The organism is Pelomonas caseinilytica, from assembly GCF_021353235.1.
In the GTDB taxonomy this organism is placed as follows: Bacteria; Pseudomonadota; Gammaproteobacteria; order Burkholderiales; family Burkholderiaceae_C; genus Pelomonas; species Pelomonas caseinilytica.
The window spans coordinates 167234-178791 of the sequence record NZ_JAJTWT010000002.1 but is presented as its reverse complement, the minus strand read 5'-3'; the positions used below and the strand labels follow the sequence as shown (position 1 = coordinate 178791).

Genomic DNA, 11558 nt, shown 5'->3' with positions numbered 1-11558 from the left:
GGCAGGATAGCCAGCACAGCTTGCGGTATGGTGTCCGCATGACCGACCTGAGCTTCTTCTGGCACGACTACGAGACCTTCGGCCGCGTGCCCCGCCGCGACCGGCCGGCGCAGTTCGCCGGCCTGCGCACCGATGCCGAACTCAACGAGATCGGTGAGCCGCTGATGCTGTATTGCCAGCCCGCGCCCGACTACCTGCCCGACCCCGAGTCCTGCCTGCTCACCGGCATCCTGCCCCAGCACTGCCTGGAGCGGGGCGTGCCGGAGCACGAGTTCGCCGCCGCCATCGAGACGGTGCTGGCCCTGCCGGGCACCGTGGGCGTGGGCTACAACTCCATCCGCTTCGACGACGAGGTCACGCGTCATCTCTTCTGGCGCAACCTCATCGACCCCTATGGCCGCGAGTGGCAGAACGGCTGCGGCCGCTGGGACCTGCTGGATGTGGTGCGCTGCGCCTACGCGCTGCGGCCCGAGGGCATCGAGTGGCCCCGCCACGAGGACGGCCGGCCCAGCTTCAAGCTCGAACACCTGACCGCCGCCAACGGCCTGGCCCACGAGGCCGCCCACGACGCGCTGTCCGACGTGCGCGCTACCGTGGCCCTGGCCCGCAAGCTGCGCCAGGCGCAGCCCAAGCTGTGGGAGTTCTGCCTGCGGCTGCGCACCAAGCAGGCGGTGTGGGACGAGATCGGCGTGGGCAAGCCCTTCCTGCATGTGTCGGGCATGTACGGCCCCGAGCGCGGCTGCATCGCCCTGGTGTGGCCGTTGGCGCCGCACCCGACCAACAAGAACGAACTCATCGTCTGGGACTGCGCCGTTTCGCCCGAGGAGCTGCTGACGCTGAACGCCGAGGCCATCCGGCTGCGCATGTTCACGAAGCAGGAGCAGTTGCCCGAGGGCGTCGCTCGGCTCCCGATCAAGACCATCCACATCAACAAGTCGCCGGTCGTCATCGGCAACCTCAAGACGCTCAGCCCTGCGATGGCCGAGCGCTGGGGCCACGACCTCGAGGGTCAGCTCGCCAGCGCACGCCTGCTGGCCGAGAAAGGCCGACTGCTCGACGGGCTGTGGGGCGAGGTGTTCCAGCGTGAACCTTTCGCCCCCGCCGACGTCGATGAGGATCTCTATGGCGGCTTCATCGGCAACGAGGACCGCCGCGCGCTGAACCGCGTGCGCACGACGCCGCCCGAGCAACTCGCCGAGCGCGCAGCGCAGGGCAAGCTGGCCTTCCAGGACGGTCGGCTGGACGAACTCGTCTTCCGCTGGCGGGCGCGCAACTTTCCGGCCAGCCTGTCGGCCGAGGAAGCCGAGCGCTGGCAGGCCCACTGTGCGGCGCGGCTGCACCGCGGCGAGGGCGGGGCGACGACGCTGGCCGCCTTCATGGAACGCATCGACCAGCTCGGCGAGAGCGCCGACGAGCGTGGCGAGGAGATCCTGTCGGCGCTGTACGACTATGCCGAGCAGATCGCGCCTTAGGAGGCTGCGCCGCGGCCCAAACCGTGATCTGCAGCATGGTTTAAAGCGGGCAGTCCTGCGATAGTCGGGCCTGGAGAAGCGCCCAGGAGACCTCATGAGCAGTGCCGCCCCCGCCCATGCCGACGACTCGACCGCCGCGCGACTGCGCGCCCTGCTGGTTCGGGCTCCGACGGCCGTTGCCTTCGTCTCGGGCCAGCGCTTCGAGGTCGTCAGCGAGGAGTTCAACCACCTCTTCGGCTTCGGCGACGACAGCGACCTGGCGGGCCAGGGCACCCGCGTCGTCCACACCACCGATCTTGCCCACGCCTCGCTGCTGGAGCGCACCGCCGCGGCCTTCGCCGCCGGCCAGCCGCTGGACGAGGAAGTCGAGTACGTCAAGCGCGACGGTCACCGCTTCTGGGGCCGGCTGCAGGCCACGCCGCTGCACTGGGAGCAGCCGGCGGGCGAGGCGCTGTGGATCGTCGAGGACGTGACGGCGGCGCGCGCACTGCGCCTGCAGCCCACCTGGACGGCCAAGCACGACAGCGTGACCGAACTGGCCAACCGCCGGGAGTTCGAAAGGCGCCTGGCCGAGCACGTGGGCAGCCGCCGCAACGAGCCGGTCTCGGTGCTGTGGCTGGACGTGGACAAGTTCGGCGAGGTCATCCAGGGCATGGGCGCCGAGGTGGGCGACCATTTCCTCTACGGCCTGGGCCAGATGCTGATCGGCAAAGTGAGGGCCTCGGACCTGGTCGGACGCCTGGAGGAAGACCATTTCGCCATCCTGCTGCCCGACTGCGACCACCACTACGCGCAGATCATTGCCGAGAAGATCCGTGCCGCCGTGGCCGCCTACCGTCTGCGCTGGGGGCTGCACCGCACCCGCGTGAAGGCGTCGCTCGGCGTCGTGCAGATCCAGCCTTCGCTGACCACGGTGGACGCGGTGCTCGGAGCCGCCGTCCTGGCCTGCACCGAAGCCAAGGCGGCGGGCGGCGACAGCGTGCGGGTCTTCGTGTCCAGCGGCGGCTACGAGGAATTGGCGGGCTGAATTCACGCCCGGCGGGACGGCGATCCCCCGAAATGCGGGTTTTTTCGTTGCTTGCTCTAAAGTTCAGTCCAGCCTGGCCGATGTAGCGGCCAGAGCGCTCGAAACTGAACCGATGAACGTCCCCCTCTCCACCGCCCTGTCCGGCATCTCGGCCGCGAACGAGCGCCTGCGTGCGTCGGCGGCCAACATCGCCAACCTGGCGGCCGGCCACGAGAACCGCCCGAGCGTCGAGCCGACCAACGTCGACAAGGTGCCGGACCGCGAGATCAACCCGGCCAACGAGGTGGTGGAGCAGCAGTCGGCGGCCTATGCCTTCGTCGCCAACCTGAAGGTGCTGCAGACGCAGCTCAACACCACGGGAGCGCTGCTGGACATCAAGGCCTGAGCCCGAGTCCCGCAGCGCAAGAAAAAAGCGGCCCGAGGGCCGCTTTTTCGTTGCCGGGGGCGGCTTGACCGCCCCCCCGGGGCCGCGCTCAGGCGGCGACCGTCTTGGCCGTCTCCGCGTACTCCTCGATCTGGTCGAAGTTCAGGTACTTGTAGACGCTGGCGGTGTCCTTGTTGATGATGCCCATGGCCTCGTGGTATTCGGCCACCGTGGGGATCTTGCCCAGCTTGGACGCGATGGCGGCCAGTTCCGCCGAGGCGAGGAACACGTTCGTGTTCTTGCCCAGGCGGTTCGGGAAGTTGCGGGTGGAGGTGGACACCACCGTCGCGCCTTCGTGGACCTGGGCCTGGTTGCCCATGCACAGGCTGCAGCCCGGCATCTCGGTGCGAGCACCGGCGGTGCCGAAGGCGGCGTAGTGGCCTTCCTTGATCAGCTCGCTCTGGTCCATCTTGGTCGGCGGGGCGACCCACAGCTTGACCGGGATGTCGCGCTGGCCGCCCAGCAGCTTGGCCGCGGCGCGGAAGTGGCCGATGTTGGTCATGCACGAGCCGATGAAGGCCTCGTCGATCTTGGTGCCGGCGACTTCGGACAGGGTCTTGGCGTCGTCCGGGTCGTTGGGGCAGCAGAGGATGGGTTCCTTGATGTCGGCCAGGTCGATCTCGATGACGGCGGCGTACTCGGCGTCCTTGTCGGCCTCGAGCAGCTCGGGGTTGGCCAGCCAGGCCTCGACCTTCTCGATGCGGCGCTGCAGGGTCTTCGCGTCCTGGTAGCCGTCGGCGATCATGTTCTTCATCAGCACGATGTTGCTGGTGAGGTATTCCTTGATCGGCTCGGGATTGAGCTTGATGGTGCAGCCGGCGGCCGAGCGCTCGGCCGAGGCGTCGCTCAGCTCGAAGGCCTGTTCGACCTTGAGGTTGGGCAGGCCTTCGATCTCGAGGATGCGGCCGGAGAAGATGTTCTTCTTGCCGGCCTTGGCCACGGTCAGCAGGCCGGCCTTGATGGCGTACAGCGGGATGGCATGCACGAGGTCGCGCAGCGTGACGCCCGGCTGCATCTCGCCCTTGAAGCGCACCAGCACCGACTCGGGCATGTCCAGCGGCATCACGCCGGTGGCGGCGCCGAAGGCGACGAGGCCGGAACCGGCCGGGAAGCTGATGCCGATGGGGAAGCGGGTGTGCGAGTCGCCGCCGGTGCCGACGGTGTCGGGCAGCAGCAGGCGGTTCAGCCAGCTGTGGATGACGCCGTCACCGGGGCGCAGCGCCACGCCACCGCGGTTGCTGATGAAGGCGGGCAGCTCGCGGTGGGTCTTCACGTCCACGGGCTTGGGGTAGGCGGCCGTATGGCAGAAGGACTGCATGACCAGGTCGGCCGAGAAGCCCAGGCAGGCCAGGTCCTTCAGCTCGTCGCGGGTCATCGGGCCGGTGGTGTCCTGGGAGCCGACGGTCGTCATCTTGGGCTCGCAGTAGGTGCCCGGACGGATGCCCTGGCCCTCGGGCATGCCGCAGGCGCGGCCGACCATCTTCTGCGCCAGGGTGAAGCCCTTGCCGGTGTCCTTGGGGGCGACCGGCAGGCGGAAGGTGGTGGAGGCGGGCAGGCCCAGGAACTCGCGCGCCTTGGCGGTCAGCGAGCGGCCGATGATGAGGTTGATGCGGCCGCCGGCGCGCACTTCGTCCAGCAGCACGTCGCTCTTGAGCTTGAACTCGGCGACGGTCTCGCCGTTCTTCAGCAGCTTGCCGTCGTAGGGCAGCACGTCGATGACGTCGCCCATCTCCAGCTTGCTGACGTCGACTTCGATCGGCAGCGAGCCGGAGTCTTCCTGGGTGTTGAAGAAGATGGGAGCGATCTTGCCGCCCAGCGTCACGCCGCCGAAGCGCTTGTTCGGCACGAAGGGGATGTCCTGGCCCGTGGCCCAGATGACGGAGTTGGTGGCGGACTTGCGGCTGGAGCCGGTGCCGACCACGTCGCCGACGTAGGCCACGAGGTGGCCCTTCTTCTTCAGGTCCTCGACGAACTGCATCGGGCCGCGCTTGCCGTCTTCCTCGGGCTTGAAGGCCGCGTCGGGACGCGTGTTCTTCAGCATGGCCAGGTAGTGCAGCGGGATGTCCGGGCGGCTCCAGGCGTCGGGCGCGGGGGAGAGGTCGTCGGTGTTGGTCTCGCCGGGCACCTTGAAGACGGTGACGGTGATCTTCTTCTCGACTTCGGGGCGGCTCGTGAACCACTCGGCGTCGGCCCACGACTGCATCACTTCCTTGGCCTTGGCGTTGCCGGCCTTGGCCTTGGTGGCCACGTCGTTGAAGTAGTCGAACATCAGCAGGGTCTTCTTCAGGCCCTGGGCGGCGACGCCGGCGACCTCGGCGTCGTCCAGCAGTTCGATCAGCGGATGCACGTTGTAGCCGCCCACCATGGTGCCCAGCAGTTCGGTGGCCTTGGCCTTGGAGATCAGGCCGACCTTCAGGTCGCCATGGGCCACGGCGGCCAGGAAGCTGGCCTTGACCTTGGCGGCGTCGTCCACGCCCGGGGGCACGCGGTGGGTCAGCAGGTCCAGCAGGAAGGCGTCTTCACCGGCGGGCGGGGCCTTGATGAGCTCGATCAGCTCGGCCACCTGCTTGGCGTCCAGGGGCAGGGGTGGGATGCCGAGGGCGGCGCGTTCGGCGGCGTGTTGGCGGTAGGCTTGAAGCATGGTTTTCTCCAGTGAAGCAGCAGGTCAGGCAGAGGTCGGCACGACGATCCTCAGGCCCTTGAAATAGTCTCGGTAGAAGCCGGCGTCGCGGGTGATCAGGCCATCGCACTGCATCATCGCGTGGGAGCCGATCAGGAAGTCGGCGACGGTGCGCGTGCGGTTGCCGCCGCGCTGGCGGTAGCGCCGCTGCATCTCGCCGGCGCGCAGGGCCGACTTCGCCTCCATCGGCTCGAAGCGGATACCCAGTTCCTCCAGGAACTGCAGCACGTCGGTGCCGCCCTTGAAGGCGGTGCAGACCTCGGCCAGCGCCACCTCGCACAGCACGACCGGCCCGACATGCAGTGCCTGCCGCACGGCCTCGGCGGCAGTGGCGCAGGCGTCGTCGTCGCCGGCGATCAGGTCGATCAGCACGGAGGAGTCGGTGGCGATCAAGGTGCGGGGTCTCCGTCCGGCGACTCGGCGTTGGGCTCGGCCTCGGGCTCGGGTGGCAGGTAGGGGTCGCCGGGCGCATGGCCGCGGATCGCGCGCATGGCCTCGTCGGTGCTGGCGAACCCGTCGAGCTTGAACCGGCCGCGCATGCGCGAGATGGCGTCATCGACGTTCTTGCGCAGGATGATGCGGCCGCCGTCCAGCTCGACCTTGAGCGTGGTGCCCTTGGTCAGCCCGAGGGCGTCTCGGACGGCTTTGGGCAGGGTGATCTGCCCGCGTTCGGCAACGGTGGCTTCCATGGGGCCTCCAGCGGCTGAGCACCGCGGAGGCGGCGGCTCAGGTATGCATCAGAAAGTATGCATTCATTTTACATACCTGGCCGGTGAGGTTCAAGCCGCGTCGCTCACTTGCCGGCAGTCGGCGTGATGCCAAGGCTGTTGCGCGCCTCGGCGGCGGCTTCGGCTTCGGGGTCGTTGATCTTGGCGGCCTTGGCCTCGGCCATCAGGCGGGCCTGCTCGGGGTGGATGCAGTCGTCCAGCAGGCGCTGGCCGATCTTGGTGTCGAGCAGCATGGACTTGTTGGCGATCTGGATCATCAGCGTGCGGCCGGTGACGTCCTCCAGGCGCAGCGCGCCCGTGGACGACAGCACCGGCTTCATCGTGAAGACCTGCTTCTTCCAGGCGACGTCGATGTAACCCGCCACCTTGGGATGCTTGTCGATGTGCACGCTCTCCTTGAACTCGCAGGCGTAATCGCCCAGGTAGGCGCGCTCGGAGGCGGCGATCTGCGTCTCGTCAGCCGCGGCCAGCACGGGCTCGGCCGGCGGCGGAGGCGTCTTCTTGGCCGGTGCCAGCCGGGCCGTCTTGACGGCTGGCTTGGCCGTGGCCTTGGCAGGTGCCTTGGCGGCGGGCGCCTCGGCCAGCGCGGGCAGGGCGGTGCAGAGGATCAGGGCGGCAGCGGCGCTGCCGCGGAGGGTGGAGAACAGCATGGAGGTGGTGCTGAAAAGAGGATTGGACGAGGGGGCGGCGCATCATGGCCGCAAAGCGGGCCGCCGTGGGTGAGCAGATGTAGGAATTGTCCGGCGCGTCGGACAAGGCCTTGCCCCGTGATTCACCCGATGGAGGCCGGGAAGAAGGCCCGGCGGGCCTCGTCGGGCAGGTCCCGGCCGGTGCGTTCGGCGCGCTCCAGCACCGTCCAGAAGTAGCGGTAGCTGGCGCGGTCGTGAAGTCGGTCACGGAAGGAGATCGGTGCCCACTGCGCGGCCTGCGCGGCCAGCAGCAGTTCGGCCGCTTCGGCGACCTCGTCGGCGGCGGGGGCGAAGGCTTCGACGATGGGGTGGATCTGGTCCGGGTGGATGCTCCACATCCGCGTGTAACCGAATTCGCGAGCGGCACGGCGGGCCGCCGCCGCGAGGGCGGCGCCATCGCGGAACTCGGTGACGACGCAGTGCGAGGGCGTCTTGCCGAAGGCGTGTGCCGCCGCGGCGATCTCCAGCTTGGCCCGCACCACCAGCGGATGCTCGAACTGGCCGGGCAGTTCCATCGCCGTCCTGGGGATGGCGCCGCCGTGGGCCGAGACGAAGTCCATCAGGCCGAAGGAGAGGGATTCGATGCGCGGGTGGGCTGCGATGCGGAAGACCTCGCGCAGGGCGCCATGGGTCTCGACGAGCACCTGCAGCGGCAGCCGAGGCGCACCGTGGCGGGCGCAGGCGGCGTCGATGGCTTCGACGGCGCGTTCGACGTCGTCGGCGCCTTCGGGCTTGGGGATCATCAGGTAGGCCAGCCGCTGGCCCGCCCTGGCGATGAGCGTGTCCACATCGGCCTCGAAGGCGGCATGGCCCCAGGGGTGGACGCGCGCACCGACGCGGCCGAAGCGGTTGGCGGGGCTCGTCGCCAGCTCGGCGATGAGCAGGGCATGCTCGGCCTCGCCGCCGACCGGTGCACCGTCTTCGGCATCCAGGGTGATGTCGAAGACCGGGCCGAGTTCGGCCTGCAGGGCCAGGCTCTTGCGCATGCGGGCTTCGATGCCGCAGTAGTGGTCCACCACGGGCAGGGTGGGGCGAGGGGCGTCGTGGCCGAACAGGGCCTGGCGGGGGTGCTGGACAGGGGCGCTCATGGCGCCACTGTACCCAGGCTGGCTCAGGCCGCCGCGCGGCGCTTGAGGGCCAGTGCGAGCAGGCCCGCGCCCAGCAGCGCCAGGCTGGAGGGCTCGGGCACGGCGGGTGCCACGGTCGTGACGCCGCTCAGCAGGAACACCATGTCGTTGTAGCTGGCGTCGCCGCCTTCCTCGAAACCGAGCAGGACCTGGCCGCCGCCGAGGTCAATCCACCGTGCCGAGGCCAGGCTGCCGAAGGTTTGGGCGCTGGGACGCAAGGCCGCGGCGCCGCCGACGAGCTGGGCCTGGCCGAGCAGGGTGAAGTTCAAGGCGCTGCCGGCGGCGAGGCCCCCGAGGGTGCGGGACAGGCCGATGCTGTCGATCAGGCAGAAGTCGTCGGCGAGGGCGGTGGCGTAGCTGCAGCCGCTGCGGGTCTGGAAGAGTTCGCTGCCGCCGAAGAGCAGGCTGGCGTCGCGGGCGGCGCCAGTGCCGAGATAGCGGATCTCGACCGAACTGCCCAACGAGAAGAGTCCGCCGAACGACCCGCTCGCGAAGCTGGCGAGCAGGCTGTCGTCGATGAAGTCCGTGGCATAGCGGCTGGTGGTGTCTGCGCCGAGTGGGGCTTGGGCGGCGGTGTCTCCGGTCAGTGGCCCGATGGTGGCCGCGAGGGCGATGCCCGGGAGGGCTGCCAGCGTGCAGGCGGCCAGGATGCCGGCGGACAAAAGTCGGTTGAGCTGGGTTTTCATTGCGCCTCCTGTAGTGAAACTAGATTTTCTTGTTGATGCTGCGTCGAGGCGGGATTAGGGCGCGTCGCGACGTAATTCACATTTGAACTGGGCATGGTCGCGAATGCGTCAGGGATATCCAGCATATGTGGCCCTATCTATGTACTTAAACTACTTTTTAGGCAATAAAGCCAAGCTGGAGACAAGCGATGCGGTTCTCGTTCATGCCTGTGGCGCGCCTGGGTGCGCTGTTCGTTCTTTTGGTCGTGGGCGCCGCAGCGGTGGTGCCCGCTCAGGCCCAGTCGCCCGGTGGAACTGATCAGCTGGGCGGCCAGCTCGCGTCCAACGGAACGGCCGTCAGCTTCCGGGTGTTCTCGCAGAACGCGACCCGCATCGAAGTGAATGTCTATCGCCAGAGCTATGGCGCCGCTCCGGTCGCGCGGTACACGATGGCGCGCATCTCCGGCACGCCGGTGTGGCAGGTGCTGGTGCCGGTGAGCACGCTCAAGGGACTGGGCTTCGACATCGATCCCGCCAACCCTGCCAAGCTCTTCACCGACGTCTACTACGGCTACCGCGCCTGGGGCCCGAACTGGCCCTACGTGAGCGGCTGGACGCCCGGCAGTTCCCTCGGCTTCGTCGCCGACGTCGACACCGCCGGCAACCGCTTCAACCCCAACAAGCTGCTGCTCGACCCCTATGCGCTGGAGGTGACGCACGACTACCTGTCCGCAGCCGTCGTGCCGGCCCAGGCCGATGCCACCATCTATGCGTCGGGCGCCGCCGACCGCGCCCGCGACAGCGGCAACGTGGCGCCCAAGGGCGTCGTCGCCATGCCTTTCGGCGCCGGCTTCGCCGGGCTCAACACGGGCGTCGCGCCGACGCGGGCGGCCAAGGACGACGTCATCTACGAAGCCCATGTGCGCGGCCTCACCCAGGGCGATGCCGGCGTGGGCGCCTGCAAGGGCACCTTTGCCGGCGCGGTGGCCAAGATCCCGCAGCTGCAGGACCTGGGGGTCACGGCCGTCGAGTTCATGCCCATCCAGGAGACGGACAACGACGCCAACGACCTCAACGATGCGGCCACCCAGCGCTCCTCCACCACCACGGCCGGGGACAACTACTGGGGCTACATGACGAGCAACTACTTCGCGCCTGATCGCCGCTATGCCTGCGACAAGAGCATCGGCGGGCCGACGAAGGAGTTCGCGGCCATGGTCAAGGCCTTCCACGATGCCGGGATCAAGGTCCTGACCGACGTGGTCTACAACCATACGGCTGAAGGCGGCACCTGGAGCAGCACCGACCCCAGCCGTGCGAGCGTCTGGAGCCTGCGCGGCCTGGACAACGCCAGCTACTACCTGCTCACCCGCGCCCCCGGCACGGCCAGCGACCGGGCCTGGTACTACGACATCACCGGCACCGGCAACACGCTCAACAGCAAGCATCCGCGCGCCCGCGACCTGGTGCTGAATTCGCTGGCCTACCAGCGCCAGCGCCTGGGCGTGGACGGCTTCCGCTTCGACCTCGGCATCGCCCTCGTCAACACCTACGACAACGACACCAACCCGACCGATCCCCAGCGCTTCTACTTCGACCGCAGCAATCCCGACACCGCGATGGCCCGCGCCGTGGCGGCCAACCCCGGCGTCTTCATGGCCAGCGAGCCCTGGGGCCTGGCGCCGGGCGGGCAGGGCTACCAACTGGGCCAGATGCCGGTGGGCATCAGCGAGTGGAACGGAGGTTTCCGCGATGTCGTCCGCCGTGCGCAGAACAAGTACGGCGTCAAGGATGCCGATGCCACGCGGGGCCGCATCGCCTCGCGCATCGCCGGCTCGCCCGATCTTTTCGGCGACGCTGGCGACGGCCGTGGCAAGCCGGCCTACTCGGTCAATTTCCTGAACGTGCACGACGGCTTCACGCTCAAGGACCTGTACTCCTGCAACGGCCAGAACGTGACCCAGGCCTGGCCGATGGGGCCGAGCGATGGCGGCACGGCCGACGAGGACTCCTGGGACAACGGCGGCAGCGCCGCGGCGCAGCGCCAGCAGGCGCGCACCGGCTTCGCGCTGCTCATGCTCTCCGCGGGCGTGCCCATCTTCAATGCGGGCGATGAGTTCCTGCGCTCGCTGAACTGCAACAACAACGCCTACAACGTCGACTCCGCAGGCAACTGGCTGAACTGGAGCCTCAGCACCGACCAGGCCAACTTCCGCGCCTTCGCCAAGGCCATGATCCAGTTCCGCAAGAGCCAGCCGGCGCTGCGGCCCGAGAACTTCTACGCCACCACCGACGGCAACGGCAACTTCATGGCGCCGCTGGACTGGTTCGGTTCCGACAAGAGCTACCGCACCACCTCCAGTGACGGCAGCTGGTGGCAGGCGACCGCATCCATGCCCGATGCCACGGGGCAGAACCGCACGCTGGCCTGGCGCTACGACGGCAGCGAGCTCGGCGGCGGCAACACCGTGCTGGTGCTGTTCAACGGCGAGCCCACCTCGCGCAACTTCACGCTGCCCTGGACGGGGCAGGGCAAGTCGACCTGGTGCCGGGTGACCGACACGGCGGCCTGGGCCGAAGGGCCTGGCCAGGTCGACCTCGCCGCGAGCAGCTGCGTCGGCGGCGAGAACGCCAGCTACGGCGTGAACCCGCGTTCGCTGGTTGTCCTCGTCGCGAAGTGATCCGATCTCGCGCCGGGCGCGGCGGGGCCTCCCGCGTCCGGCGCGAGCGTTCGTGCGAGGAGGCC

10 protein-coding genes are annotated in these 11558 nt (G+C 68.7%); 4 read left to right on the top strand and 6 right to left on the bottom strand.

Annotated elements, in window-relative coordinates:
• The first annotated feature begins 38 nt into the window (after window positions 1-38).
• The 3 genes from sbcB to LXT12_RS04660 all read left to right on the top strand — a co-directional run bounded on the left by sbcB (window position 39) and on the right by LXT12_RS04660 (window position 2884).
• The gene (sbcB, locus tag LXT12_RS04670; protein ID WP_233389969.1) at window positions 39-1472 is read left to right on the top strand and encodes an exodeoxyribonuclease I; all 1434 of its coding nucleotides are present in this window, start codon (window positions 39-41) and stop codon (window positions 1470-1472) included.
• 94 nt (window positions 1473-1566) lie between these two features.
• Window positions 1567-2499 (top strand): GGDEF domain-containing protein, encoded by a 933-nt coding sequence (locus tag LXT12_RS04665; protein ID WP_233389967.1) that lies wholly within the window; start codon window positions 1567-1569, stop codon window positions 2497-2499.
• Window positions 2500-2611: 112 nt separating this feature from the next.
• Window positions 2612-2884 (top strand): flagellar basal body rod protein, encoded by a 273-nt coding sequence (locus LXT12_RS04660; RefSeq protein ID WP_233389965.1) that lies wholly within the window; start codon window positions 2612-2614, stop codon window positions 2882-2884.
• Between the two features lie 88 nt (window positions 2885-2972).
• On the opposite strand, the gene acnB is transcribed toward LXT12_RS04660, so the two are convergent.
• The 6 genes from acnB to LXT12_RS04630 form a co-directional block, all read right to left on the bottom strand.
• Window positions 2973-5564, bottom strand: coding sequence for a bifunctional aconitate hydratase 2/2-methylisocitrate dehydratase (gene acnB, locus LXT12_RS04655; RefSeq protein ID WP_233389962.1), 2592 nt, complete (start codon window positions 5562-5564; stop codon window positions 2973-2975).
• A 24-nt stretch (window positions 5565-5588) separates the two neighbouring features.
• Window positions 5589-5996 carry a type II toxin-antitoxin system VapC family toxin gene (locus LXT12_RS04650; protein WP_233389960.1) on the bottom strand — a complete coding sequence of 136 codons (408 nt, stop codon included), beginning with the start codon at window positions 5994-5996 and terminating at the stop codon, window positions 5589-5591.
• Window positions 5993-6292, bottom strand: a complete 300-nt coding sequence (locus LXT12_RS04645) for an AbrB/MazE/SpoVT family DNA-binding domain-containing protein (RefSeq protein WP_233389958.1) — start codon at window positions 6290-6292, stop codon at window positions 5993-5995. The genes LXT12_RS04650 and LXT12_RS04645 overlap by 4 nt, the downstream gene beginning before the upstream one ends.
• A 104-nt stretch (window positions 6293-6396) precedes the next feature.
• Window positions 6397-6981, bottom strand: a complete 585-nt coding sequence (locus tag LXT12_RS04640) for a hypothetical protein (protein WP_233389956.1) — start codon at window positions 6979-6981, stop codon at window positions 6397-6399.
• A gap of 122 nt (window positions 6982-7103) precedes the next feature.
• Entirely contained in the window at window positions 7104-8108 is a 1005-nt protein-coding gene (locus tag LXT12_RS04635; protein WP_233389955.1) for an HpcH/HpaI aldolase/citrate lyase family protein, read from the bottom strand.
• A 23-nt stretch (window positions 8109-8131) separates the two neighbouring features.
• On the bottom strand, window positions 8132-8833 hold the full coding sequence (locus tag LXT12_RS04630; RefSeq protein ID WP_233389952.1) for a PEP-CTERM sorting domain-containing protein: 702 nt from the start codon (window positions 8831-8833) through the stop codon (window positions 8132-8134).
• Window positions 8834-9021: 188 nt separating this feature from the next.
• On the opposite strand from LXT12_RS04630, the gene LXT12_RS04625 reads away from it, so the two are divergent.
• Window positions 9022-11493, top strand: a complete 2472-nt coding sequence (locus tag LXT12_RS04625) for an alpha-amylase family glycosyl hydrolase (RefSeq protein WP_233389950.1) — start codon at window positions 9022-9024, stop codon at window positions 11491-11493.
• The last annotated feature ends 65 nt before the right edge of the window (window positions 11494-11558 follow it).